This is a genomic window from Salinirussus salinus (genome assembly GCF_009831455.1).
Classification (GTDB): domain Archaea; phylum Halobacteriota; class Halobacteria; order Halobacteriales; family Haloarculaceae; genus Salinirussus; species Salinirussus salinus.
On record NZ_WOWO01000003.1, the window covers coordinates 1 to 25,186 of the forward strand.

Genomic DNA, 25,186 nt, shown 5'->3' on the forward strand with positions numbered 1-25,186 from the left:
CCCCCCACCCCGCTCGTCGAAAAACGTGGGCGAAAAAGCCGGCCGCTCGTCGTTCCACGCCGCTCCCGATGGTCGCGCCATCACGACTCGCGGCCGGTCAGTCGTCGCTGGCGGCTGCCTCCGGAAGTGGCTCGATAGCGATCTCCACGTCGACGCCCTCCACGTCCCAGGTCTTTCGGTGGCCATCCTCGACGGTCCCGCGGTCACCAGCCCGGACCTCCTCCTCGAGGTAGTCGGCGTGGCGGGCCACGAGCCCCGCGACCCGGTCGTCCTCGATCTCGAGGTCGAGCCGGATCTCCGCCTCGATGTCGAGGTCGAGGTCCTTGCGCATCTCCTGAACTCGCCTGACTACCTCGCGGGCGTAGCCCTCGCTCTCGATGTCCTCGGTCAGCGCGGTGTCGACGTAGACGACCCCGCCGCCGTCGCCGGCAGTGAAGTCCGCGCCCGCGACCTCCGGGGGCGTCTCGCGGCGGAACTCGACCATCGCCTCGGTCAATTCGACGGCTTCACCGAGTGTGTCGGCGACAGCAGCCTCCAGGGCGTCGAGGGTCGGCTCCGGGACGCGAGCCTCGTTCAGCGCCTCCATCACCCGGCCGGCGTCGTCGCCGAAGGCCGGCCCGAGTTCGCTCATATCCGCCGCCGCGGAGTAGCGCAACTCGCCCCACTCCTCGTCCGGGCCGAGCACCTCGACCGCGCGGGCGTTCAGCCGGTCAGCCACCAGGTCGGCTCGCGTCTCGACGGCCGCCGCCACGTCCGCGCTGTCGGCGTCGACGACCACGCGGGAGACGGGCCAGCGCAGCTTCCGCTCGGCCTGCTGGCGGGCGTTCGACCCTGCCTCCTCGACGGCCCGGACGACCTCGACCTCCCGCTCCAGGTCGGGGTCCCGCAGTCCGTCGTCGGGTTCGGGCCAGTCACACATGTGGACCGTCGGGTGGCCGGCCCCGCCGGTCAGCGCGGCGTAGACCTCCTCGGCCGCGAAGGGCGCGAAGGGCGCGACGAGGGCGGCGACCTCCTCCAGCACACGGTAGAGGGTGGCGTAGGCCGCCCGCTTGCTCGGCGAATCCTCGGGCTCCCACATCCGCTCGCGGACGACCTGGATGTAGAAGCGCGAGACGTCCTCGACGACGAAATCGAGCAGCGCCTCGACGGCCTTGTGGTTCTCGAAGGCGTCCATGTGCTCTGTCATCGTCTTCTCCACGGACTGGAGCCGTGAGAGCACCCACTCGTCGACGAGTTCGAGGTCCTCGGCGACGTCCGCGAGGGTCGTCCCGTCGGCGGCTTCGCCGCCTCCGTCCCGTTGCGGCTCCGCCGCAACGCCGGGCTCGAACCCGTCGGCGCGCATGTACGGCATCGGGAACCGGGCGACGTTCCAGAGGATGTTCAGCCGCCGTTGCATCTCCTCGGTCTCCTCCCAGGAGAAGTTCATGTCCTCCCCCTGGGGAGTCACCGACAGCAGGAACAGGCGCATCGGGTCCCGGCCGTACTCCTCGATGACCTCGCCGGGGTCGACGAAGATGCCCTTGGACTTGGACATCCCGCGGCCGTCGGGCATGTTGGCGTAGCCGTGCATCAACACCTCCTCGTAGGGGCTCTCGCCGACGGCTGCCGTCCCCATCCCCAGTTGCGACCAGAACCACCCGCGGGTCTGGTCGTGGGCCTCGATGATCAGGTCCGCGGGCCACAACTGTTCGAAGCCCTCCGTCTCGCTGGGGTAGTCGACGGTCCCCCAGGTAGCGACCGAGGAGTCCAGCCAGACGTCGAAGACGTCGCCGACGCGGGTGTAGGTCGTCCCGTCCTCGGTGATGGTGAGGTCGTCGACGGTCCCCTTGTGGAGGTCCACGTCCCCGGGATCGATATCCTGGTCGACGCGCTCGGCCAGTTCCTCGCGGTCGCCGACGACGACCACCTCGTCCATGTCCCCCTCCCAGTCCTCGGGAGTCCAGATCGGGATCGGGATCCCCCAGTAGCGCTGCCGGGAGACGTTCCAGTCGGGGGCGTCCTCGACGAAGTCACGGAAGCGGTTGTCCCGGGCCCACTCCGGGTGCCACTGGGCGTCCTCGATGTTCGCCAGCAGCTCCTCCTTGATGTCGGTGATCGTGATGAACCACTGGTCGGTGACGACCCGGACGATGTCGGTATCGCAGCGCCAGCACTGCCCCTCGCGGACGTTCGTCCGGTCGTGTGCGAGCAGGTGCCCCTTCGCGTCGAGGTCGTCGATGATCTCGTCGTTGGCGTCGCGGACGAACGTGCCGGCGTACGTGCCGGCGTCGTCGGTGTACCGGCCGTCGCTGCCGACGGGACAGAACACCTCCAATCCGAGTTCCTGGCCGCGCTCGAAGTCCTCCTCGCCGTGGCCGGGCGCGGAGTGGACCAGCCCCGTCCGGTCGGCCTCGACGTACTCCGCCGTGTAGACCTGGCCGGCACCCTCCCCCTGGGGGTGGGCCGGCACCTCCTCGGCCAGCGGGTGGTCGTACGTCCAGCCGACCATCTCCTCGCCGGAGAGCTCCTCGACGACCTCGTAGTCCTCGTAGCGGCCCTCCTTGAGCACGTCCTCGACGACGGCTTCGGCGACGTAGAGACGGTCCGTCTGGCCGTCCTTCTCCGCGTCGACGCCGACGTAGGTGAGGTCGCCGTCGACGGCGACGAATGTGTTGGCGACGATGGTCCAGGGCGTGGTGGTCCAGATGACCAGACTCCCCTCCCGGTCGACGAGGGGGAACCGGACGTAGATGGATGGCTTGCCGACGTCGTGGTACTCCACCTCGTTGTTGGCGATGGCGGTCTCACACCGGGGACACTGGTTGATGGAGCGTTTGCCCTGCTCGACGAGGCCGCGCTCGTGGGCCTGCGCGAAGCCCCACCAGGCCGCCTCCATGTACTCCGGGCTGACCGTCCGGTAGGGCTCGTCCCAGTCCATCCAGACGCCGAAGTCCTGGAAGTCCGCCTGCAGCCCCTCGAGTTGCTCCTGGGCGAAGGCCTTGCACTCCTCGATGAACGCCTCCTCGCCAAAGTCCTCGATCTCCTTCTTGTTCTCGAAGCCCAGTCGCTCCTCGACTTTGGTCTCGATTGGCAGGCCGTGCATGTCGTAGCCCGGCCGGTCGGCGACGTCGTACCCCTGCATCCGGTGATACCGGATGTAGAGGTCCTTGAGCACCTTGTTCCAGGTGGTGCCCATGTGGGCCGCGCCGGAGGTGTAGGGGGGGCCGTCGACGAAGAAGAAGTCCTCGCCGTCGCTGCGGTGCTCGACGGTCCGCTCGTAGGCGTCGACCGCCTCCCAGCGGTCGAACACACGCGGTTCGACCGCGTCGGGGTCGTACTGGTCGTCCACCGGGGCGAAGCGCTCGCGCTCGCTCCCGTCCCCGGCGGACGCGTCGTCGTGGCTCATGTCCCACCGATCCGTCGCCGCGGTTATAGGCGCCTCGGTCCTGTGGGAACGGTTCAGACGGCGGGCGCGGGCGACCGCCGTGGCTGCGCGCGCCCGAAGACAAACGAGGTGGGGGCAGCGCGGTCGAGCGACCGTCCTGCTGAACGCGCGTGCGCTCGTGACGGCGCGGGCCGAAAACAGATATACCGGGGGTGGTCTAGACCCACACGATGCTGCTGGTGCTGTGTGTCGACCTCGACGACGACCTCGGCCGGAAGACCGGAGTCGACACGCCCGTCGTCGGACGCGACGCGGTCCGGGACGCGGCGGTCGACCTCGCCACGGCCGACCCCGAGGACAGCGACGTCAACGTCATGTTCGAAGGGCTCCACCTCGCGGAGGAGGTCGAGGACAGCGTCGAGGTCGCCGCCGTCACCGGTCTCGAGGGAAGCGAGGTCGCCGCCACCCGGAAGGTCGGCGAGGAGGTCGACCGCGTGCTCGCCGGCCTGGAGACCGGCGAGGACATCCGCGCGCTCGTGGTGACCGACGGCGCCCAGGACGAGTCGGTCATCCCCGTCATCCGCTCGCGGGTCGCCATCGACGGCGTCCGTCGGGTCGTCGTCCGCCAGGCCCAGGACCTGGAGTCGATGTACTACACCATCAAGCAGGTGCTCGACGACCCCGAGACGCGTGGGACGATCCTCGTCCCTCTCGGGATCTTGCTGCTCATCTACCCGCTGACGGTGCTGGCGAACGCGCTGGGCTTCCCGGGGACGGTCTTCGGGGTCACCTCCGGCCTGCTCGGGCTGTACGTGCTGGGCCGTGCCTTCGGCGTCGAGGAGGCGCTCGACACCGCGGTCGCCCGCGCCCGGAAGGCGCTGTTTACCGGCCGGGTGACGATCATCACCTACGTGGTCGCTGCTGCCCTGCTGGTCATCGGCGGGGTCAGCGGCGTCCAGGCACTCGAACGGGTCCAGCTCGCCCACAGCAGCCCCCTCGGCGTGCTCGGGGTGGTGGCCGCGCTGGTCGACGGCGCCGTCCCGTGGTTCGCGGCCGCCGGGGTCACGAGCAGCCTCGGGCAGGTCACCGACGAGTACCTCGCCGGCCAGTTCCGGTGGCGGTATCTCAACGCCCCCTTCTACGTGCTCGCCATCGCCGCCGTGTTGCACGGCCTGAGCGCGTACTTCCTCGGGACGGTCACCCTCCAGTATCTCGCCATCGCGCTGACCGGCGGGACGCTTCTCGGGCTCGTGAGTACGCTCTCCTTCGCGGTGGCGGAGTCGCGGTCGGAGCGGCGGACCGAGGCGGCCTGAACTTCTGATGGCGTGGTTTTCGGGTGTGAATTCAACCCGCGAGGACTCGAACAGCACGAAAGGGGCCGCCTGACCTGGACAGTCAACCCGGGCGCACGCTGTCGCGGCCTTGTGCCGCGACGACACCGTGCGAGGTCCTCGGGAACAGAGCCACCGAGGGCTCGGAAGGGGAGCGAGGCGAGCCTTCCGGTGGATGAGCGAACGAGGGAGCCCCGCGACCGAGTGAGAGTATCGGCTGGGGAGGTGTGTGGTTCCGGGCGGGACTGAAAGGGGCGAGTGTTTCGACGAACGCGGCCGGCGCAAGTAGCGAGGGACCGCAGGTCCCTCGGACCACGCGAACGGGCCGTGCACGGCGCTCCGCGCCGCGACGTCGGGGCGGTGAAACCGCCCCGCTGCCCGTGAGCAGACACCGCAGGCAACCAGCGGGAGGCAAGGAGCGCAGCAAGAGTCACGCGAGGCGAAGCCGAGCGTGACGTCGAGAGACGAGCAGCGCGAGTCGCTCGGTGCCCGGGAGTCGAGACACTCGGGGCTTTCATGCTGTTTTCAGCAGTAAGCACGAGCACATGCAGCCCTGCACTCGCGCGACCACAACGGCTTTGCCAGTCGCTCCGTTGGCCCCGGTGAGGGCACGTAGCTCAGTCCGGACCAGAGCGTCGGACTTCTAATCCGACGGTCGAGGGTTCAAATCCCCCCGTGCCCGCTTCTGCGACGAGCGCCAGCGAGGCGTGCGGAACGAACCACGCGAGGATTTGAACTACGCGAGACGAACGGAGTGAGTCTCGCAATCGAGTTCAAATCCCTCCGTGCCCGCTTCTTCGACGAGCGGACGCGAGGAGCGAAGCGGCCCGTGGGATTTGAAGTAGACGGCAGCGAGTGAAGCGAGCCGACGGCGTGGTTCATAATCCCTCCGTGCCCGCTCACCACTGTTTGCTGTCGTTCGAGAAGAGTGGGGCTGAGGCCAGGGCCGGATCGCCTTCCCCCTCGTCTACCGCGGCGACTACGACCCCCGCAGGCAGCTAGTCCTCGGCGAGCCCGAGCGCCTGTGCGGTCGGGAGCTCCCAGCCGTAGACCAGCGCGGCGAGCCGGGTCCCGACAACCACGCTCGCACAGACCGCAGCCGCGGCACCACCCGCCAGGCCGACGACGTCCGCAAGCACGTACGCAGTCCCGCCGAGCACCGCACAGCTGGCGTAGAAGTCATCGAGCAGGATGAAGGGCGCCCGGTCCAGCAGGATGTCAGCGAGGGCGCCCCCGCCGACGGCGTTGACCGTCGCCACCACGACGACGCCGACCGGCGAGACGCCGGTCTGGGTGGCGACGATGGCGCCGGAGGTGGTGAACGCGGCGAGCCCGATAGCGTCGGCCAGCAGCGTCACCCGGAGCTCGTCCGGGGCGTCCCGGGTAGCCGTCAGCACGAGCGCCAGACAGACTCCGAGCAGGCCGAGGCCGAGTTCGACCGGCGCCTGGAGCACGAGCGGCACGCGGTTGACGAGCAGGTCCCGGGTGGTTCCCCCGGCGAAGGCCGTGGCGAGACCGACCACGGCGACCCCGAAGATGTCGAAGTGCTCGCGGACCGCCTTGGCCGCGCCCACGAGCGCGAACGCCACGAGCCCGACCGCATTCATCACCGCGAACGGGTCGACGACCAGTAGCTCGGAGACGCTCGGCGTCATCAGTTCCCGCCCCGAGCCGGACGCTGATGAGGCTACCGGCTCGCCGCCCCTCGGGGGAGCGCGTCCCGCCGTCCCAACCTATAAATCGGTGAGTGCCGACGGCGGTACACATGGAACCCGTCCCAGCCGAGGACCTTATGACGTCGCCCTACGACGGGAGCGTGGCGAACCTGCTAACGCGGCCAGCCGAGAAGTTCCCCGACGAGGTGGCGGTCGAACACGCCGGCGACGAACTCACCTACGCCGAGTTTCACGACCGGGTGAAGCGGGTCGCCGGCGGCCTCCACGAGATGGGTCTCGAACCGGGCGACCGGCTCTGTGTCTACCTCCCCAACGGCATCCCCTTCTGTGTCACCATCTGGGCCTGCATCCACGCCGGCGTCGTCGCCTCCCCGATCAATCCGGAGTACCGCCGCCGGGAGACCGAGTACCAGTTCGAGGACTCAGACTCCGTTGCGGTGGTCTGCGACGGCGAGCGCGAGGAGTGGGCGGTGCCGGTCGCCGAGGAGGTGGGGCTGGAGGTCATCAGCGCCGACCCCGACAGCGACCACACCACGCTCGACGACCTCGCGGCGGCCGGCGAGCCCACGCTGGTCGAACGCGAGGACGACGACGTCCTCCTCCAGCCGTACACCTCGGGAACGACGGGCAAACCGAAGGGGGTCCTGCTGACCCACGAGAACTTCCGGGTCCAGATCGTCAACGGCGTCACCTCCTACACCGCCGGACAGATCCGCGGGGACGGGCTCGCAGTCGTTCCGATGTACCACATCACCGGCGTCGTGGTGATGACGACGACACTCGCCACCGGCCGCACCCTCCATACCATCCGCCCCGACCAGTGGGACCCCGACCTCGTCCTCCGGACGCTGGACGAGTACGACATCCCCTCCTTTACCGGGGTCGCGACGATGTTCATGGACCTGCTCCAGACCTACAAGGAAAACCCCGACGCCTACGACCTCTCCTCGCTGTGGCGGGCCGGCCAGGGCGGCGACAAGCTTCCGGTCCCGGTCCACGAGGAGTTCGAGGAGGTCTTCGACGTCCCGGTCATCGAGGGGTACGGGCTGACGGAGACGACCGCCGGGAGTCACTCCGTGCGGTACGCGACGCTGGGCGACAAGATCGGCAGCGTTGGCCAGCCGGCCGGCCACACCCACTCGAAGGTGGTCGACCCCGAGACCGGCGAGGAGGTCCCCGACGGCGAGGAAGGGGAGATCGTGATGAAGGGGCCACACGTGATGGAGGGGTACTACAGGCGCCCGGAGGCCACCGAGGCGGCCTTTACCGAGGACGGCTACTTCCGGACGGGCGACCGGGGGTACCGCGACGAGGACAACTACTACTACATCAGCGGCCGCGAGAAGGACATGATCCTCACCGGCGGGTACAACGTCTACCCCGCCGAGGTCGAGCAGGTGCTGTACGACCACCCCGAGATTCACGAGGTCGCCGTCTTCGGGGTCCCACACGAGCGCAAGGGCGAGACGGTCGCGGCAGCGCTCACGCTCGTCGAGGGCTCGGACCTCACCGAAGAGGAGATCAAGGAGTACGCCCTCAAGGAAATCGCCCCGTACAAACACCCCCGGATCGTGGAGATCCGCGAGCAACTCCCGAAGACCGGCAGCGGCAAGATCCGCAAGGTCGAGTTGCGCGAGGAACTCGTCGACGAAGAGTGAGTCGGCGGGGTGGGAAGGCGACGTCGGGCACTCAGACTAGCCGTGCAAAGGCCAGGTCGCCGCTGGTGGACTCGATGACCGCCCGGACGACCTGTCCTTCCTGTGCGCCGGGGACGAAGATGGTGTAGTCGCCGCGGTTGGCGACACCGTCACCCTTCCGACCGGTCCCGGTGATCTCCAGTTCGTAGGTCGTCCCCTCCTCGACGGTCTCGCGCTGCTGGGTCCGGGTGGTCGAGGGGGCGTTCTTTCCGACCGGGCGGAACGCGCCACAGGCCTGACAGCGCAGCATCTCGACGCCGTCCTCGCGGCTCAACACGGTGTCGGGCAGGCCACACTCCGAGCAGGTGACGAACTGCTCGATGTAGCTGTCGACGGCCGCCTCGAAGTCGTCGATCCCGAAGTCGCCGTTGTAGCGGGCGCGGTCGCCCTCGAACTGGCCGCTCGTGCCCAGCGCGGTCTGGATGGCGCTGTGGAGGTGCTCGGGCTCGCGGCCGAGCGCGTCCGCGATGGCGCCGATGTTGGTCAGCCGGGTGAACGCGCCGTCGGTCTCGCCTTCCGGGTCCGGGACCGAGAGTCGCTCGCCGGCGTCGTGTGTCTCCTCCGGCAGGTCGTCGTAGGCCCTGTCGAGCGCAGAATCGTAGTTCATACGTCCCGGAGGGGACCGGGCGGGATACCGTTGGCGAGAGAGGTGGTGACACGGACCCCGGCCGCGGTGGCTCACCACACTCGTCGCCGCTCGCGTTTTCGAGGCGCTCACTTCGTTCGCGCCTCGCTATTTCTCGCGGGTCGCTCCGCTCCCCGCTCGGTCTCCGAGGCTCTCCCTGCGGTCGAGCCTCGCTACTCTTCGAACCGGAAGGTGCCGTCCCGCTGGACGACCTCGCCGTCGACCTCGATGACCGAATCCTCGCTCATGTCGACGATCATGTCGACGTGAACGGCCGACTCGTTCTGGTCGTTGCCCTCGCCGACGGTCTCCTCGTAGGCCCGGCCGACCGCCATGTGGACGGTGTCGCCCATCTTCTCGTCGAACAGCATGTTGTAGGTGAACTGGTCGATGTCCCGGTTCATGCCGATGCCGAGTTCGCCCAGCCGCCGGGCGCCGTCGTCGGTGTTCAGTACCTCGGTCAGCACCTCCTCGTTTTTCCCCGCGGAGTGCTCGACGACTTCGCCGCCCTCGAAGCGCAGGAAGACGTCGGTGACCTCCCGGCCCTGGTGGTAGAGCGGCTTGTCGAACAGGACCTCCCCCTCCACGCTGTCCGGGACGGGCGCGGTGAACACCTCGCCGCCGGGCAGGTTCTTCTCGCCGTAGTCGTTCAGTGTGCGGTTGCCGGCGACAGACATGGTGACCTCAGTCGTGTCTCCCGAGGCGATCCGGACCTCCTCGGCGGGGTCGAGGATCTCGACCATCTGTGCCTGGTGTTCGCGAACCGCGTCCCAGTCCTTGTTGACGGCGTCCCAGACGAAGTCCTCGTACCCCTCGGTGGACATCCCGGCGAGCTGAGCGTTCGCGGCGGCGGGGAACTGGGTGAGACACCAGGTCTTCGAGAGCCGCTCGTCGAGCAGCGGCTGCAGAGCCTGCTGGTAGGCGGCGTTCGTCTCGGGGTCGACGTCGCTGGTCTCGGTGACGTTCCCGTTCCCGCGGATCGCAATGTAGACGTCCATCTCCTCGTACAGCGCCTGCAGGTGCGCGGGCGTCTCAAATTCGTCACGGTTGCGCAGGAAGGCCCGCTGGTAGCGCTCGCCGAGCCGTTCCTGGATGACGAGCGGGTTCGCTCCCCGGTCGGCGGCCAGTTCGTGCAGCGCCACGACCAGGTCCTCGGCGACCGGGTGGGCGTCGATGACGATGTCCTCTCCGGCCGAGAGGTCGATCGAGTGGTCGACTACCACCTCGGCGTGCTCGCGGATGCGCGGGTCCATACGGGAGCGCGGGCCGCGGCGGACAAACCACTAACGCTTGCCGCGGTCGACGCCCTCGCTGAAACCCGTGACCGTTCGGCGGATGAACAGGTACAGGAAGAAGACGAACCCCAGCAGGAGCCCTACCATCCCGACGAGGACCCAATCCATACACGCCCTCGCCGCTCGTCGGTCAAAGCCGTTTCGGCACGCAGCTTTTTGTACGGAAACGGGGCCAGGCTGCCCGTGACCTGACGGATCGCCGCGTGGCGGCCAGCGGGAGTCCGGCCGACCGCCACGCGCCGGGAGGCCGGCTGCTCGCCATCTCGATGACGCCGAACCCCCCTGACCCGAATCGGGACCGGCCGTCCGACCGTGGCGCTTTTCGCTGCCCCACCCGACCGGGCCGTATGCGCATCCACGAGGGGGGTGTCGACCTCGAGGTCCCCGAACAGCCCGAGGAGGGTGCTGGCGACGCCGTCTTCTTCAACCCCGTTCAGGAGCTGAACCGGGACCTGACCGTCGCAGCCCTCCGGGCCCACCGCGAGCGCAACTCCCGCGCCAGTAGCTACTGCGACGCCACGACCGCGACCGGCGTCCGCGGCGTCCGGGCCGCCGCCGACGGCTGGGAAGTCACCTGCTGTGACGTCGACCCTGACGCGACTGCCCTGGCTGCAGAGAATCTCGCGTTGAACGACCTCGACGGCGAGACCGTCACCAGGGACGCCAACGTCGTTCTCCACGAGCGGGCCTTCGACGTCGTGGATATCGACCCGTTCGGGACGCCCATTCCCTTCGCCGATGCCGCGTTCCGGGGAACCGGTGAGCTCCTCTGCGTCACGGCCACCGACCTCGCCCCCCTCTGTGGAGCCCACTTCAACAGCGGTGTCAGGAGCTACAGCGCCGTCCCCAGAAACACCGAGTACCACGGCGAGATGGGCGTCCGCATACTCCTCGCTGCGCTCGCCCGGACTGCCGCCCGGTACGACGTGGCCGTCGACCCGCTGCTCACCCACGCCTCCGACCACTACGTTCGCACCTACCTCGGGCTCGACCGCGGTGCACAGGCCGCTGACGCGGCGCTCGACCGGCTGGGCCACATCTATCACTGCCAGGAGTGTCTGTGGCGCGAGACCGAGCGTGGGCTCACCGCGGACCCCCCGGACTGCTGTGGCAACTGCGGGGCGGCGGTCCAGACGGCCGGCCCCGTCTGGCTCGGCCGAACAGTCGAGGACGACTTCCTCGACGCGACCGCGGCGGCGGTCCCCGACGAGTTCGGGACTGCCGAGGAGGCCCGCGCCCTCCTCGAGACCCTCGGCGACGAACTCGACACCCCGACCCACTACGACCAGCACCGGCTGTGCAAGCTGTGGGGACGTCCGGCGACGGCGATGGACGACTTTCTCACCGACCTCCGGGCGGTGGGCCACGGCGCGAGCCGGACCCACTACGGCGGCACGACGTTCAAGACGACGGCGTCGGTCGGTGAGATCCGGACGGCCACCGGCGAGTCTGACTAACCCGCGACGCGGGTCGCGTACCGACCGAGCCTGGCAAAGACGTGGTAGACCGGCCGCAGGAAGTAGTTGACCATCCCGGCCAGCCCGACGAGGCCGCCGATGGCCTGCAACTCGGCGGCTGTCGCACCTACCGCGAGGAGGGTTGCACCTGCGGCCGCGACCGGAGCCAGCCACACCGCTTCGCCGTAGAATCCGAGGTCGTGGCCGACCACGACCGGGAGTCCGGCGAGCCAGTCCCGAGCGGCGAACAGCCCCGCCCCGGCGCCGAGTAGAACGGCCGCGAGTGTCGCCGACCCACCGACGCCGCCCATCCCGAGCCCGACGAGCAGAGCGCTCGCGGCGACCAGCACGGCCGTCGCACGCACCGTCTCCGCCGTCCAGTCCATACCACTCCTGTGACGGCCGTCATCTAATGGCTTTCGAGCGCCGGCTATTAGACCAGAAGCCCACAGGGATCGGATATGTCCCGCTCCGCCCGGCCCGGAGTCGCTTCGACAGTTCGCTCGCTCGTCTCCGTTGCCCGAACCGAACAGCTCGGCTTCATGGCGGCCGCCATCGCCTACTACGCCTTCGTCTCGCTGGTCCCGCTACTTCTCGTCACAGTGGCGGTCGCTTCGGCGGTTGCCGGCCCCGTATTCGCCGCCGACGTGTTGACCATCGTCGGCGGGATCCTCTCGCCGGAGGCTATCGCCCTCCTGAGCGACTCGCTCACCGACGGGCCCGGCCGCGGCGGGGCGACCGTCGTCGGCCTCGTCGTACTGCTCTGGAGCGGACTCCGGGTGTTTCGCGGGCTCGACGTCGCCTTCGCGCGGATCTACCGGGCCGACGCCCACCGCTCGTTTCTGACGAACGTGCGCGACGCCGCCGTGGCGCTCGCCGCCATCGCGCTCGCGGTCGGTGCCGTCGTCGCGGTGACTGCGCTGCTTCCGCTCGCGGGACTCTCCCCCGGCGGCTCCCTGCGGACGCTCTGGCTGGCCGCGGCCCTGCCGGTCGTCTTTCTCCCGCTGTACTACGTCTTCCCGGACTGTCCGGTAACGGTCCGTGAGGTCGTCCCCGGAGCCGCCTTCGCCGGGGTCGGCTGGACGCTGCTGGGCTTCCTGTTCGGAGTCTACGCCGCGACCGCCGACAGTTTCCAGCTGTACGGGCTGATCGGGGGTGTGTTGCTCGCGCTGACGTGGTTCTATCTCGGCGGCCTGGTGCTGTTGAGTGGGGCCGCCCTGAACACCGTGCTCGCGGGTCGCCGCGACCGGCAACTACAACAGGGGTCGCTACGAGACCCTACCCGAGCGCGTATGAGCGAGTCCGACGGCCCCGACGACGAGGCTGACGACACGGACGCCGATGCCGGTACAGATACAGCGGTCGGCGACACGGACCGGGCTGCCGACCGCGTCAGCGAGCGCGTCGACTACGAGGACATCGCACAGCTCCGGCGCGAACTCGACCGCTTCGAGTCCGAAATCGACGACCGCACGGTCCACCGCGACGAACTCGAGGCCGACCTGAAGGGGTATATCCGCCGGCGCCAGCGCCGCGGCCACGCACGCGGGTGGGGACCGTATCTCGTCCTGCTGTACGGCACGCTCATGACTCTCGGTGCCTTCTACTTCCTGAACGGGGTCTGGGCGGTCCTCGCGATGGTCGTCATCTGGCTGTCGACGCTCGGGCTGTACACGCTGATGGTGCTCGTGGGAGTCACGTTCACCGTCGCCGGACTCCCCGGACGGCTCCGGGATACGGTTCGGGACTTCCGGGACTGACGGCCGAAAAAGACGGGAAAATGGCAAGACTGCGCGCGGAAACTGCAGCCGTTCAGAACTTCTCGAGGTAGCGGTCCAGCTCCCAGTCCGACACTTCGACGAGGTACTCCTGGAACTCCTGGCGCTTTGCCTCGACGAACTTCTCGGAGACGTGCGGGCCCAGCGCGTCCTGGATGACCTCGTCGCCCTCGAGTTCGTCGACGGCCTCGCCGAGGTTCGAGGGGAGCGTCTCGATGCCGTACTCCTCGCGTTTGGCCTCGTCGAACTCGTAGATGTTCTCCCGGACGGGGTCCGGACAGTCCAGCCCGCGCTCGATGCCGTCCAGCCCGGCGTGGATCATCGCGGCGAACGCCAGATACGGGTTACAGGAGGGGTCCGGCGAGCGCAGTTCGATCCGGCTCGCGGCGGGCGTGCGCGCGGCGGGCTTGCGGACCAGCGCCGAGCGGTTGACGTCCGACCACGCGATGTAGACCGGGGCCTCGTAGCCGGGGATCAGGCGCTTGTAGCTGTTGACGGTGGGGTTGGCGACCGCCGTGATCGCGGGTGCGTGGTCGAGAATGCCCGCGAGGAACTGCTTTGCCGTCTCGCTCAGGTTGAACTCGTCGTCGTCGTCGTGGAAGGCGTTCTCGCCGTCCTCGGTAAAGAGGGAGAGGTGGGTGTGCATCCCCGAGCCGTTGATCCGCGGGATCGGCTTGGGCATGAACGTGGCGTGGAGGTCGTGCTGGGCAGCGATGGCCCGGACGACCGACCGGAACGTGGCGACGTTGTCCGCCGTGCTGAGGATGTCGTCGTACTTGAAGTCGATCTCGTGCTGGGACTGGGCGACCTCGTGGTGGCTGGCCTCGACGTCGAAGCCCATGTCTTCCAGCCCGTAGATGATGTCCCCGCGGACGTCCTGTGCGAGGTCCTTCGGCGCGAGGTCGAAGTAACCGCCCTTGTCGGAGTACTCGACGGTCGCGTTGCCGTCCTCGTCTTCCTCGAAGAGGAAGAACTCGGGCTCGGGGCCGGTGTTGACCGTGTAGCCCATCTCGTTGGCCCGGTCGACGGCGTTTTTCAGGACCCGCCGGGGGTCGCCCTCGAAGGGGGCGTCCGTCGACGTGTCGTGGACGTCACAGATCAGCCGGGCGCTCGTGACCTCGGGGCCGTCGCGCCACGGGAGGATGGCGAACGTGTCCGGGTCCGGCTCCAGGCGCATGTCCGACTCCTGGATGCGGACGAAGCCGTTGATCGAGGAGCCGTCGAAGTAGATCCCCTCGGTGAAGGCTTTCTCCGCCTGGTCGGACGGTACGGAGACGTTCTTGACTGTCCCGAGGATGTCGGTAAACTGCAGCCGCAGGAAGTCGACACCCTTCTCCTCGATCTCGTCGAGGACGCGCTCTGCCTCGCCAGATAGATTTTCGCTTGTCATCTTTCGACACCTGGTAGGGGTGCCTGGCACCACTAAAACCCTCCTATTTTGCTCAAATATTACCTACCTGTCCGAAAATTCGGTATTCGTAAAATTCTAATCCCCGGCCGTCGTTGGTGGGACTGATGACGTACGAAAATCTGGACCGAAAGTTGGTGAATGCCCTGCTGGGCGACGGCCGGGCGAGCCTGCGAAGCCTCGCGGAAGACCTCGACGTGTCGGTCACCACCGTCTCGAATCACCTCTCGGACCTGGAGGAACAGGGGATCATCCAGGGGTACACCCCGAAGATCGACTACAACGCGCTGGACTACGACGTGACGGCGATCCTCCAGCTGAAAGTGGAGGGCAGCGCCCTGAAGGAGGTCGTCGACGACCTCCAGGAGCACCGCCAGATGATGAGCGTCTACGAAACCACCGGCGACCACGACATCATCGCGGTCGGGAAGTTCACCGACACCGACGACATGAACGACGAGATCAAGGCGCTGTTGACCGACCCCGACATCAAGGAGTCGAACACCAGCGTCGTGCTCAACATCGCCAAGGAACACGAGCAGTTCGACCTCGACCTGGAGTGACCGGCCGCCTCCCGGACCGGCCCCCGGTGTGAACCAGGACCGCCCCAGCGCGACAGATACTACCATCCCCAGCCCGTAGTACTGGCGTGACCCGCGAGCGAACGTACCGGTGTCTGAACTGCCTCGAACATACTATCACCCGCGAGTTCGACGTCTCACATCTCTCGGTGACCTGTCCCAACTGTGACTCCTTCGAGCGCTTTGTCAACGACGACGTCTACCAGCGGTTCCAAGACTACGAGGAGTCCCCGCCCGAGAGTCTCGACTGGAGCCGGCTCGACCGGACGGAGAAGCTGATGGTCAGCGAGCGGGTCGTCCGCACCACCCGCACCATCGAGGACTTCGACATCGAGGAGTAGCACCCTGCCGGAGCACAGCGCCTCACCGGGGGGCCATCCATCTACGCGCGCCGCGTCGACCACGGAGAAGTCCCCGTCGAGTGAACCGCAGTTTGAAAGGCAGCACGACTGGCCGGTCACCGAGTGAAACGCGTGAGGCGGCGGGCCAGCATCCGGCGGCCGTCAGGCCGCCCGTTCGCCGTCAGAGCGTTGCCCTGACGAGCCCTCGTTCCGTTCCCTCACGAGGACCCGAGCGCGCGGCGGCCGCCGCGCGCTCGGTTTTTTCGCCCACGTTTTTTCGCCGAGCGGGTTGCGGGCCGACGGCCCGCAACCGCATGCCGTGGCGGCTCCGCCGCCACGCGGTGCGCGAGCGTACCCGAGGCGAAAAAAGGTGGTGGCGTCTTACATGGCGCCGCCCATGCCGCCCATACCGCCCATGCCACCCATGCCGCCGCCGGGGCCGCCGGCGCCGGGGTCCTCGTCACCCTCGGTGGAGAGGTCGCCGGCGGAAATGATGTCGTCGATCTTGAGCACGAGGTTGGCTGCCTCCGTGGCGGAGGAGACGGCCTGGCGCTTGGCGTGGGCGGGCTCGACGATACCCGCCTCGAAGGTGTCCTCGACGTCGCCGCTGAAGACGTTCAGGCCGGCCCGGACCCGGCCGTCGTCGTGGGCCGAGCGCAGGTCGACCAGGGTGTCGATGGGGTCGAGCCCGGAGTTCTCCGCGAGCGTCCGGGGCACGACGTCGAGTGCGTCCGCGAAGGCCTCGACGGCGAGCTGTTCGCGGCCGCTGACGCCGTCGGCGTAGTCGCGCAGCCGGGCGGCGACCTCGGTCTCGGGGGCGCCGCCGCCGGGCAGGACCGTCCCCTCGGTGATGGTGTCGGCGACGACGTCCAGCGCGTCCTGGACGCCGCGCTCGATCTCGTCGACGACGTGGTCGGTCGATCCCCGCAGGAACAGGGTGACGCCGTGGGCGTCCTCGCCGCCCTCGACGACGTAGTGGCCGGCGTTCTCGTCGCGGGTGACCGTCCCGTGGCCGAGGTCCTCGGCGGTCGCAGCGTCCAGGTCGGAGACGATGTTCGCGCCGACGACCTCACGCAGGAACTCCAGGTCGGACTTCTTGACGCGGCGCATCCCCAGGATGCCCTCCTTGGCGAGGTAGTGCTGGACCATGTCGTCGACGCCCTTCTGGCAGATGACGACGTCGGCCCCGAGGTCGACGATCGTATCGACCAGGTCCTTGAGCTGCTGTTCCTCCTGGGCGATGAAGTCCTGGAGCTGGTCGGGGTCGGTGACGCTGACCTGGGTGTCGACGTCGGCCTCCTCGAGTTCGAGCGGCGAGTCAAGCAGGAGCACGTCGCCCTCGGCCTCGGTCGGCATGTCCTCGTGGAGGGGGTCCTTGTCGATGATGCTCCCCTCGATGAGCTCGGAGTCGCCGGCGGAGCCGCCGGTCGCGGTCTGGGTGTTCAGGTAGGCCAGGTCGACGACGTAGGAGCCGTCGTCGGCCTCGACGGTGACCGCGCGGGCGGCGTCGACGACGAGCCCGGCCAGCGTGTCCTTGTGCTGCTCGGCGCCCTTGCCGGTCATCGACGTCTCGGCGACCTTCCGGAGGACCTCCTCGTCCTCGCGGTCGACCTCGACGGCGATGTCGTCGATCTCCTCGCGGGCCTGCTCGGAGGCCATCGTGAAGCCCTTGATGACCGCCGTCGGGTGGATGTCCTGCTCCAGGAGCTCCTCGGCGCCCTTGAGGAGTTCGCCCGCGACCGAGACCGCCGTGGTCGTCCCGTCGCCGGCCTCGTCCTCCTGTGTCTCGGCGACCTCGACGATCATCTCCGCGGTGGGGTTGTCGATGTCCATCTCGTCGAGGATGGTCACCCCGTCGTTGGTGACGACGATGTCGCCGAGGGAGGTGACGAGCATCTTGTCCATCCCCTTCGGGCCGAGCGTCGACCGGACCGACTCGGCGACGGCTCGGGCCGCGGCGATGTTGTGCTCCTGTGCGCTCTCGTCTTTCATCCGCTGGGCGTCCTCGCCCAGTACGATCATCGGCTGGCCCTGCATCTGCTGCTGGCTCATAATCAGGCGAAGCTTTGTCTGTGGTTCTATATAAAGGATGCGGTCAGCGGCCGTCGCCGCCACGCAGCCACTACCGCCGAACACTCCCCCGAGACGGGGGATCTCCGGCCCGTATGCGGTTCCTCTCCGTCGGTACCGTTCCCCCGGTTTTTGTACCGCGAGCCCGCGAGGTGACGCCGCCGGCATTCCACCGCCGGACCGCTGTCGGGAGTGTTTTGTCGTGGCTACCCGAGAGAGAGGTATGACGGAACTGTTCGACCCCCTGGAGCTGCGCGGGACCACACTCCCGAACCGCGTGATGGTGTCGCCGATGTGCCAGTACTCCTGCGAGGACCGCGACGGCGTGGCGACCGAGTGGCACCGGGTCCACCTCGGCTCGCGCGCGGTCGGCGGCGCGGGCGTGGTGATGACCGAGGCGACCGCCGTCGAACCCCGCGGACGGATCTCCCCGGAGGACCTGGGGATCTGGACCGACGAACAGGCAGAGGCGCTCGCCCCCATCGCGGGGTTCATCAGCGACCAGGGGTCGGTGCCGGCGATCCAGCTGGCCCACGCCGGCCGGAAAGCCTCGACCAGCCGGCCCTGGGAGGGCCACGACCCGCTGGGCCCCGAAGCGGGAGGCTGGGGCGTCGTCGGGCCGACCGACACCCCCTGGCCCTACGAGGAAGACGCTCCCGAGACAGCGCGGCTGGACCAGGACGGCATCGAGTCAGTCATCGGCGCCTTCCGGGCGGCGGCCCGCCGGGCCCGGGAGGCAGGCTTCCAGGTCGCAGAGGTCCACGGCGCCCACGGGTACCTGCTCCACGAGTTCCTCTCGCCAGTCACCAATCGCCGCGAGGACGACTACGGCGGCGACTTCGAGGGCCGGAGCCGCCTGGTCCGGGAGGTCACCGCTGCGGTCCGGGAGGTCTGGCCCGACGACAAGCCCGTCTTCGTCCGCATCTCCGCGACGGACTGTCTCGAGGGCTGCGAGTCCTGGACGGTCGGGGACTCCGCGCGCCTGGCCGACCGGCTCCACGAGGCCGGCGCCGACCTCATCGACGTGAGCTCGGGCGGGATCGTCCCCGACTCGCATCCCGACTACACCGGCCCGAACTACCAGCTCCGGTGGGCCGAGCACGTCCGCGAAGAGAGCGAGTCCGACATCGCAGTCGGGACCGTCGGCGGGATCACGACCGCCGAGCAGGCCGAGGCAGTCGTCGCGAACGACCGCGCCGACCTGGCGGTCGTCGGCCGCGAACACCTCCGGGACCCCTACTTCACGATGCGGGCTGCCCGGGACCTGGACGCGACCGACGAACTCGAGGGGCCGCCGCAGTACTACCGCGCGTTCGGGTTCTGACCGGGCGCACACGGGAGGCGTCCGCCACGCCCGGCGGTCCCGCGACCGCACGACGGGGCCGTCTACGTGGTGTGTGTTATCAGTTAACGATGGCTTTTAGTGGGCGGGAGTAGTGCTCCTGGGCGGGCGTACAGCGACACGGGGCGGAGCGAGTCGGTGCCCACCGCCGGTCGCGGCTGTGCGCCTACCAGCCACCACCTGCACGGCTGTTTCCTGGTGCCTGCCATCCACCCGTGCGCCGGGAGACCGGGACGGGGGATGGCCGGGGCACTCGTGGCCCGCGGTACCGGTCCGTTGCCGAGCGCCCGGCCTCGTTACCGGAAGGGACGGCCGTCGCGGGCGTACTCGGCGGCCGAGGAGTAGAGGTTCCCGGACATGAGATTCTCCTCGCCGGCGGCGCGGCGCTCGTAGACTTCAGTGACCGCCGCCTGGACATCCTCGTCGTCCGGAGCGGCCTCCAGGGCTTAGTCGGCGAGGTGACAGGCCAGACGCACGTCTTCGTCGGCCAGTTCGAGCGCGCGGTCGGCGAGCGTCCCCGCGTCGCCGGCAAGCGCCGCGACCTCCTCGGCGACCGCGTCCCGCGGAGCGGGCTTGAGCTCGGAGGGTCGGCCGGTCCACCAGCCACCGTAGTACCGGATGACGTTGCGGGCGATGAACTCCCCCTCGTCGTAGGTCTCGGCCAGCCAGGGGGCGTCGTACTCCGGGTAATCGACCGCGTGGACGACGTCGACGTGGGGCGGCGAGCCGTCGTTGAGTACCTCCAGGGTTCCCTCGACGATTGTGTCGAGATACTCGGCGCTGTGGAGTAGCCGCTCCTGGACCTCGGCGGGGTCGTCGACGACGGGGTGGCCGTGGCCGGGACAGAGGTGGCGGGCGTCCAGCGCCGCCATCTCCCGGAGGGTGTCGGCCCACGCCCAGGGGTAGCGCTGGACCTTCTGGGGGTTGCCGGCGTTGGGGGCGACGTTGATGTGGAAATCGCCCGAGCAGAGCACCTCCCGCTCGGGACAGTAGAGCCAGGAGTGGTCGTCGGTCTCGCCTTTCCCGTGGTGGATTTCGAAGGTGAGTCCGCCCACCGACAGGGTTACTCCCTCCTCGTAGGTGACCGTCGGCGGGTAGTCGGGCACCCGGAACCGGCTGCCGGATTCGTCTGCCAGGTCCTCGGTGGCGTCGACGGTCCCGCCGAACTGGCGGGCGTTGACCGCCTCGTTGTGGCCCGCAGTCCGGGCGTACCGCTCGAAGCGGTCGGGGACGTTCTCGTGGGCGAGCACGCGTGGGTCGTCCTGGTCCTCCAGCAGGAAGTGCTCCAGCCCGTAGGCGTGGTCGAGGTGGCCGTGGGTGTAGATGGCGGTGTGGACCGGCGCGTCGGTCACCTCCCGGAGGTCCTCGGCGATCCGGGGGGAGGCCTGCTCGACGCTCGTGTCGACCAGCACCAGCCCCTCCTCGGTGTCGAAGGCCGTCACCGAGCTGAAGTAGGAGTGGTAGTAGACGTCCTCGGCGACCTCGCGGACGCCGTCGAGGCGCTCGAACATGTCGGTCTCGAAGGGGTCGATGTCCTCTGCTGGCATGGCCCGGAGTTCACCCGCCCGGGGCATTTAGCTGTCGCCTGCGCCGGTCGGCCGTGGCGGCGACCAGCCGCGGCCTCCCGCTCACCCGCGGCGTTCGAACCGGACCGGGAGCTCGCGGACGCCGTAGAGGAACGTACCAGCGACGGGTTCGAGGTCGGTCGTCGCCAGCCTGACGTCCTCGACCCGGTCGAACAGCTCCGAGAGGGCGATCCGTGCCTCCAGGCGAGCGAGCGCGGCGCCCAGACAGAAGTGGATGCCCCGGCCGAACGCCATGTGAGGATTGGGGTCCCGGTCGGGACGGAACTCGTCGGGCCGGTCGAACACCGCGGGGTCGCGGTTGGCCGACCCGATGTAGGTCCGGACCGGCGTGCCCGCCGCTATCTCGTGACCTTCGACCTCGACGGGTTCGGTCGGGATCCGCGAGGTCCACTGGACCGGCGAGCGGTACCGCAGTGTCTCCTCGACGGCCCGCTCCAGGGCGTCCTCGTCACCCCGGACCGTGCCGACGCAGTCGTTGGCTGCGAGACACCAGACGGCGTTGGTGATCAGGTTCGTCGTCGTGACGTTGCCCGCGACCAGGAGGAGTTCGAAGATGCCGCGGATCTCCCCCTCGGTGAGGTCGCCGCCGTCGTACTCCAGGAGGACATCGGAGATCAGGTCGTCCCGGGGCTCCTCGGCGCGGCGGGCCATCACCTCCATGAAGTAGTCGCGCATCTCCCGGCCGGCCGCCTCCTGGCGCTCCTGGAGCGCCTCGCGGTCGCCGCCGGTCAGCTGCGGCCCGGCGACGATGGTGTCCGACCACTCCTTGAACCGCTCGCGCTCCTCGGGCGGGACGCCCAGCAGGGCGGCGATGGTCATCGTCGGGAGCCACCGCGCCAGGTCGTCGACCACGTCCATCTCCCCGCCGGCGACGGCCTCCTCGACGAGCTCCGTGGCCATCCGCCGGATCTCGGGAGCCAGCCGCTCCACCTCGCCGGGCGCGAACCGCCCCTCGACGGGCTCGCGGAGCCGGGTGTGGGTCGGCGGGTCGGAGCTGAGCATCGACGGCGGCGCGTCGACGTCGGGCTCGCGGTCCGAGGAGTAGGTCTCGTGGTCCCGGAGGATCCCGTCGACAGTTTCGTAGCGGAACACCCCCCAGATGTCCCGCTCGGAGTCGTACCGGACCGGCGCCGATTCCCGCATCTCGCGGTACCACCCGAAGGGTTCGAGCTGGCGGCGCTCGCTCCGGAGGGGTGCCGGGTACGCCGCGTCCCCGCGCTCGCTCATGACGTGTGGTAACACGCCCCGCCACTTCAGTCCCCCTCACGCGCTCCCCCGCGTGGCCCGCAGGCCGTGGCCGCCGTCCCCGAAGCGTCGCTCCCCGTCCCCTCGCCGGCCTCGCGGTCGACGAACGCACGGAGCCGGCCGGCGAACTCCCCGGGATACTCCCGGAACGGCATGTGGCCGCAGCGACCGATCACCTCCAGGCGCGCCCGCGGGTTCGCCTGTCCGAGCAGTTCGAAGGCCCCGACGGCGGTCCGGAACGGGACGGTCATGTCGTTGTGGCCGTAGACGTACAGCGCTGGCTTCTCGAACGCGCCGGCCCGGAGCCGGCGGCGGGTCTCGACCATCCGCTCGGCGACACCCTCCTCGAAGGCCTCGCCGTGTTCGGCCATCATCTCGGCGGTCGTCTCGGCCTTGGGCCGGCTCCGGAGGGCGGCGGCCGTCCGGCAGAACTCCTCGGTGACGTGGCCGGTCCGGTGGCTGAACTGCTCGTGCTGGAACCGGTACCACTCCGAGTCGGTCGAGCCGTACTCGACCCCGTCGGGCTTGAGCAGCCGGTCGCTGCGGTGGGCGCGGTCGCCGGATTTCGGGCCGAGCGTGTGGCTGTTGGTCAGCGTCAGCGTCCGGACGCGCTCCGGGTACTCGACCGCGAGCCAGGCGGCCAGGCCGGCGCCCCGGGAGGTGCCACAGAGGTGATACTCCTCTATCCCCAGGGCGTCCACGACCGCGAGCGCGTGGTCGAGTTCCGTGCGGAAGCAGTAGTCCTCGACCGCGTCGGGGTTGTCCGTCAGCCCGCAGCCGACCCGGTCGAAGGCGAGGGTGTGGAACCGCTCGCCGAGCGGGTCGAACGCCGGCGCCCAGTCGTTGGCGCTGCTGCTCCCGTTCCAGAGCCCGCCGTGGAGCAAGACGAGCGGCTCCCCCTCGCCGACCTCGTAGTACCGCGTCCGCAGGCCGTCGGCCTCGAGGAAGGCGGGCTCGAACCCTCTGACCCCGCCGTGGTCGGGGACGTCCGCGAACCGGTCGTCGGTCTCTTCCATGACCCTCCTGTGGCCGGCCGGTACTTAGAGGATGGCACCGACGGTATCGACGGAGTCCGGGGCCGCGACGGGAACCCGGGCGGGCGTCAGGTGGACTTATCCGGGTCGGGTGGGACCGGCCTGCATGGGGCAGCACATCCTGGTCCCGGTCGACGGCTCCGAGCAGGCCGAGCAGGCGCTGGAGTACGCGCTGAGCGAGCGGCCCGACCCGGCGGTCACACTGTTGCACGTGGTCAACCCCGTCAACACCTTCGGCTACGGCGACGACGAGTACTTCGACGTCGAGAGCTACCAGGCGGAGGCCAGACGCCAGCACGAGCGCGGGGAACGCCTCCTCGAGGAGTACCGCGAGACCGCCGCCGACCGGGGAGTCGAGGCCGAGACGAGCCTCCGGACCGGCTCGCCGGCGCGGGAGATCCTCGCCGCCATCGAGGAACTGGGCGTCGACCACGTCGTCATGGGGAGCCGCGGCCGGTCGGGCGTCGGCCGCGTGCTGTTCGGCAGCGTCGCGGAGGCGGTCACCCGCCGGGCCTCCGTCCCCGTCACCATCGTCCGGTAATCCGCCGCTCTCCCGGGACCGCAGCGCGGGCGGCGAGGGCCCGCTCCAGGCCGCCCCGGACGCGCCGTTGCAGGCCGGCGAACCGCTCGGCGCCGGGCCGTCGGGTCCGCTCGACGTGCCGGACGTCGTCGTGACGCGCCAGCAACTCCTCGACGGTGGGCGTCGACGGCATCGTCCCTGGCTCACCACTCTCTGTGAAAAGTATCTGTCGAGTCGCTGTCCCGACGAACGTTCAGAGCTCGGCGTCGCCGACGCGAGCGGCTCCGCCGCTCGCGCTTTTTTCGCCCACGTTTTTTTGCCGAGCGGGTTGCGGGCCGACGGCCCGCAACCGCATGCCGTGGCGGCTCCGCCGCCACGCGGTGCGCGAGCGTAGTGAGCGCGCCCGGGGCGAAAAAAGGTGGTACGCCAGGACTGGGATTTGAACCCAGAATCCCATACGGGAACACGCTTTCCAGGCGTGCGCCTTACCAGATTCGGCCATCCTGGCTCGCATCCGGCGATAGCGGGAGCGCGGCTTAAGTCCTTTCGTTCCCCGCGAGCCGCGGTCTGAGCGCGTGGGCGGCGAGCGCCGTGACCACCAGCACCCCGAGGGCCACGCCCGTCTTGACGGTCAGGGCCACGGCCTCGTCGGCGAGGAGTTCGTACCCCTGGACGAGTACCAGGAAGGCCAGCCCCCCGACCACGCCCCACAGCAGGCTGTCTTTCCGTCTGGCGTCCATGGCTGTCACGCCGTCACGGCTGCCGGGCCGCGATGGCCTCTATCTCCACCCCGACGCCCGCCGGGAGGTCCTCGACGGCGACCGCGCTCCGGGCGGGGGGGTCGCCCTCGAAGAAGGTCTCGTAGGTCGCGTTCATCGCCTCGAAGTCCTCGATGTCGTCGAGGTAGACAGTCACCTTCAGCGCGTCCGTGAGACTCGAGTCCGCGGCCTCCAGCACCGCCTGGACGTTCTCCAGGGCCTGCTCGGTCTGGACGTCGATCGCGGCCTCGTCCAGCAGGTCGCCCTCGGGGGTCAGGGCGATCTGTCCCGCGGTGAAGACCAGGTCCTCCGTCACGGTCCCCTGGCTGTACGCCCCGACCGCTGCCGGTGCCTCGTCGGTACTGACTGTGTCGCGCATGCCCGTGTGTGCGCGAGCCGCCCTCAAAACGGTGCCGGCGGGGACGGCGCCGGCGCCCGCCGACTCCGCCACCGGGGGTCAGCGCTCCCCGAGCGCCTCGCGGACCTGCCGCTCGGTCTCCTCGACGCTCCCGGCGTTGTCGACGGCGTGGTGGTCCCGCTCCAGGGGCTCGAATTCGGCGGCGATGGCCCGGTAGTCCTCGAACTCGGCCTCGCTTGGGTCGTCGGTCCGGGCCGCCATCCGCTCGCGGACCACCGACTCCGGGCAGGTCACCCGCAGGAAGACCGACGGGACGCCCAGGTCCTCGGCGACCGCCGCGACCGCGTCCCGGAGGGCGACCGAGCGGTAGGTTCCGTCGAGAACGACCGGCTCGCCCGCGGCCAGGCGCTCGCGGGCCCGGTCGCGCATCTCCGCGTAGACGCGGCTGACCTCCTCGTCGGTGTAGCCGGGGTCGTCGAAGAGGTCCTGCCGGACGACGTCGGTCCGGAGCACCCTCGCGCCGACGGCGTCGGCGGCGGTCCGCGCGACCAGACTCTTGCCCACTCCCGGCGGACCACAGACGACCACCAGGGTCGGCCCCTCAGCCACGGCCGCCACCCCTCGCTCCGTCCGCCGTCGCCTGCTCCGCGTCCCGCCGTGCCCGCGTGGACGCCAGCATACCCGGCCCTCCCGCGTCCGACCAAATCAAACCTCCGGGTC

Annotated in this window: 23 protein-coding genes and 2 tRNA genes; 9 read left to right on the forward strand and 16 right to left on the reverse strand. The window is 69.4% G+C overall.

Annotated features, from left to right (window positions below; translation table 11 throughout):
* Window positions 1-97: 97 nt before the first annotated feature.
* Window positions 98-3,385, reverse strand: a complete 3,288-nt coding sequence (ileS, locus tag GN153_RS09890; protein WP_159902278.1) for an isoleucine--tRNA ligase — start codon at window positions 3,383-3,385, stop codon at window positions 98-100.
* 209 nt (window positions 3,386-3,594) lie between these two features.
* Here ileS and GN153_RS09895 point away from each other — a divergent pair, with 209 nt between their 5' ends.
* Both GN153_RS09895 and GN153_RS09900 read left to right on the forward strand, forming a co-directional pair.
* Window positions 3,595-4,677 carry a DUF373 family protein gene (locus GN153_RS09895; protein ID WP_159902280.1) on the forward strand — a complete coding sequence of 361 codons (1,083 nt, stop codon included), beginning with the start codon at window positions 3,595-3,597 and terminating at the stop codon, window positions 4,675-4,677.
* Window positions 4,678-5,301: 624 nt separating this feature from the next.
* Window positions 5,302-5,377 (forward strand) — tRNA-Arg (locus GN153_RS09900).
* 316 nt (window positions 5,378-5,693) lie between these two features.
* Here GN153_RS09900 and GN153_RS09905 read toward each other — a convergent pair.
* Entirely contained in the window at window positions 5,694-6,350 is a 657-nt protein-coding gene (locus GN153_RS09905) for a trimeric intracellular cation channel family protein (RefSeq protein ID WP_159902282.1), read from the reverse strand.
* A gap of 110 nt (window positions 6,351-6,460) precedes the next feature.
* Here GN153_RS09905 and GN153_RS09910 point away from each other — a divergent pair, with 110 nt between their 5' ends.
* Window positions 6,461-8,029 carry a class I adenylate-forming enzyme family protein gene (locus GN153_RS09910; RefSeq protein ID WP_159902284.1) on the forward strand — a complete coding sequence of 523 codons (1,569 nt, stop codon included), beginning with the start codon at window positions 6,461-6,463 and terminating at the stop codon, window positions 8,027-8,029.
* A gap of 31 nt (window positions 8,030-8,060) precedes the next feature.
* Here GN153_RS09910 and GN153_RS09915 read toward each other — a convergent pair whose 3' ends face one another.
* The 3 genes from GN153_RS09915 to GN153_RS17930 form a co-directional block, all read right to left on the reverse strand.
* Window positions 8,061-8,675, reverse strand: coding sequence for a translation initiation factor IF-2 subunit beta (locus GN153_RS09915; RefSeq protein ID WP_159902286.1), 615 nt, complete (start codon window positions 8,673-8,675; stop codon window positions 8,061-8,063).
* A 191-nt stretch (window positions 8,676-8,866) separates the two neighbouring features.
* Complete coding sequence (locus tag GN153_RS09920) at window positions 8,867-9,946, reverse strand: aminopeptidase (protein WP_159902288.1); 1,080 nt, start codon at window positions 9,944-9,946, stop codon at window positions 8,867-8,869.
* 30 nt (window positions 9,947-9,976) lie between these two features.
* Window positions 9,977-10,096, reverse strand: coding sequence for a DUF7859 family protein (locus GN153_RS17930; protein WP_449329033.1), 120 nt, complete (start codon window positions 10,094-10,096; stop codon window positions 9,977-9,979).
* A 239-nt stretch (window positions 10,097-10,335) separates the two neighbouring features.
* Here GN153_RS17930 and GN153_RS09925 point away from each other — a divergent pair, with 239 nt between their 5' ends.
* The gene (locus GN153_RS09925; RefSeq protein ID WP_159902290.1) at window positions 10,336-11,445 is read left to right on the forward strand and encodes a tRNA (guanine(26)-N(2))-dimethyltransferase; all 1,110 of its coding nucleotides are present in this window, start codon (window positions 10,336-10,338) and stop codon (window positions 11,443-11,445) included.
* On the opposite strand, the gene GN153_RS09930 is transcribed toward GN153_RS09925, so the two are convergent.
* Window positions 11,442-11,831, reverse strand: coding sequence for a hypothetical protein (locus GN153_RS09930; protein WP_159902292.1), 390 nt, complete (start codon window positions 11,829-11,831; stop codon window positions 11,442-11,444). The two genes, GN153_RS09925 and GN153_RS09930, sit on opposite strands and share 4 nt — an antisense overlap.
* Window positions 11,832-11,906: 75 nt before the next feature.
* Here GN153_RS09930 and GN153_RS09935 point away from each other — a divergent pair, with 75 nt between their 5' ends.
* Entirely contained in the window at window positions 11,907-13,205 is a 1,299-nt protein-coding gene (locus GN153_RS09935) for a YihY/virulence factor BrkB family protein (protein ID WP_159902294.1), read from the forward strand.
* 52 nt (window positions 13,206-13,257) lie between these two features.
* Here the strand turns inward: GN153_RS09935 and glnA are convergent, their stop codons facing one another.
* Window positions 13,258-14,613: a type I glutamate--ammonia ligase gene (gene glnA / locus GN153_RS09940; RefSeq protein ID WP_159902296.1), complete on the reverse strand. Its 1,356-nt coding sequence runs from the start codon at window positions 14,611-14,613 to the stop codon at window positions 13,258-13,260.
* A gap of 125 nt (window positions 14,614-14,738) precedes the next feature.
* Between glnA and lrp the strand changes: the two genes are divergently transcribed.
* The gene (lrp, locus tag GN153_RS09945; RefSeq protein WP_159902298.1) at window positions 14,739-15,194 is read left to right on the forward strand and encodes an HTH-type transcriptional regulator Lrp; all 456 of its coding nucleotides are present in this window, start codon (window positions 14,739-14,741) and stop codon (window positions 15,192-15,194) included.
* Window positions 15,195-15,280: 86 nt separating this feature from the next.
* Window positions 15,281-15,553, forward strand: a complete 273-nt coding sequence (locus tag GN153_RS09950; RefSeq protein ID WP_159902300.1) for a hypothetical protein — start codon at window positions 15,281-15,283, stop codon at window positions 15,551-15,553.
* Window positions 15,554-15,934: 381 nt separating this feature from the next.
* On the opposite strand, the gene thsB is transcribed toward GN153_RS09950, so the two are convergent.
* The gene (gene thsB, locus GN153_RS09955; protein WP_159902302.1) at window positions 15,935-17,605 is read right to left on the reverse strand and encodes a thermosome subunit beta; all 1,671 of its coding nucleotides are present in this window, start codon (window positions 17,603-17,605) and stop codon (window positions 15,935-15,937) included.
* Between the two features lie 241 nt (window positions 17,606-17,846).
* On the opposite strand from thsB, the gene GN153_RS09960 reads away from it, so the two are divergent.
* Window positions 17,847-18,947 carry an NADH:flavin oxidoreductase/NADH oxidase gene (locus GN153_RS09960; protein ID WP_159902304.1) on the forward strand — a complete coding sequence of 367 codons (1,101 nt, stop codon included), beginning with the start codon at window positions 17,847-17,849 and terminating at the stop codon, window positions 18,945-18,947.
* 464 nt (window positions 18,948-19,411) lie between these two features.
* Here the strand turns inward: GN153_RS09960 and GN153_RS09965 are convergent, their stop codons facing one another.
* From GN153_RS09965 to GN153_RS09975, 3 genes are all read right to left on the reverse strand, one after another.
* Window positions 19,412-20,512 (reverse strand): MBL fold metallo-hydrolase, encoded by a 1,101-nt coding sequence (locus tag GN153_RS09965; protein ID WP_201287866.1) that lies wholly within the window; start codon window positions 20,510-20,512, stop codon window positions 19,412-19,414.
* A gap of 81 nt (window positions 20,513-20,593) precedes the next feature.
* Window positions 20,594-21,778 carry a cytochrome P450 gene (locus tag GN153_RS09970; protein ID WP_159902306.1) on the reverse strand — a complete coding sequence of 395 codons (1,185 nt, stop codon included), beginning with the start codon at window positions 21,776-21,778 and terminating at the stop codon, window positions 20,594-20,596.
* 26 nt (window positions 21,779-21,804) lie between these two features.
* Window positions 21,805-22,812, reverse strand: a complete 1,008-nt coding sequence (locus GN153_RS09975; protein WP_159902308.1) for an alpha/beta fold hydrolase — start codon at window positions 22,810-22,812, stop codon at window positions 21,805-21,807.
* 124 nt (window positions 22,813-22,936) lie between these two features.
* Between GN153_RS09975 and GN153_RS09980 the strand changes: the two genes are divergently transcribed.
* Window positions 22,937-23,371: a universal stress protein gene (locus GN153_RS09980; protein ID WP_159902310.1), complete on the forward strand. Its 435-nt coding sequence runs from the start codon at window positions 22,937-22,939 to the stop codon at window positions 23,369-23,371.
* On the opposite strand, the gene GN153_RS09985 is transcribed toward GN153_RS09980, so the two are convergent.
* From GN153_RS09985 to GN153_RS10005, 5 genes are all read right to left on the reverse strand, one after another.
* Window positions 23,355-23,543: a hypothetical protein gene (locus GN153_RS09985; protein ID WP_159902312.1), complete on the reverse strand. Its 189-nt coding sequence runs from the start codon at window positions 23,541-23,543 to the stop codon at window positions 23,355-23,357. The two genes, GN153_RS09980 and GN153_RS09985, sit on opposite strands and share 17 nt — an antisense overlap.
* Before the next feature lie 231 nt (window positions 23,544-23,774).
* Window positions 23,775-23,858 (reverse strand) — tRNA-Ser (locus tag GN153_RS09990).
* 28 nt (window positions 23,859-23,886) lie between these two features.
* Window positions 23,887-24,090, reverse strand: coding sequence for a hypothetical protein (locus GN153_RS09995; protein WP_159902314.1), 204 nt, complete (start codon window positions 24,088-24,090; stop codon window positions 23,887-23,889).
* Window positions 24,091-24,103: 13 nt separating this feature from the next.
* Window positions 24,104-24,487, reverse strand: coding sequence for a Rid family detoxifying hydrolase (locus GN153_RS10000; RefSeq protein ID WP_159902316.1), 384 nt, complete (start codon window positions 24,485-24,487; stop codon window positions 24,104-24,106).
* Window positions 24,488-24,565: 78 nt separating this feature from the next.
* Window positions 24,566-25,075 (reverse strand): AAA family ATPase, encoded by a 510-nt coding sequence (locus GN153_RS10005; RefSeq protein ID WP_159902318.1) that lies wholly within the window; start codon window positions 25,073-25,075, stop codon window positions 24,566-24,568.
* Between the last annotated feature and the right edge of the window lie 111 nt (window positions 25,076-25,186).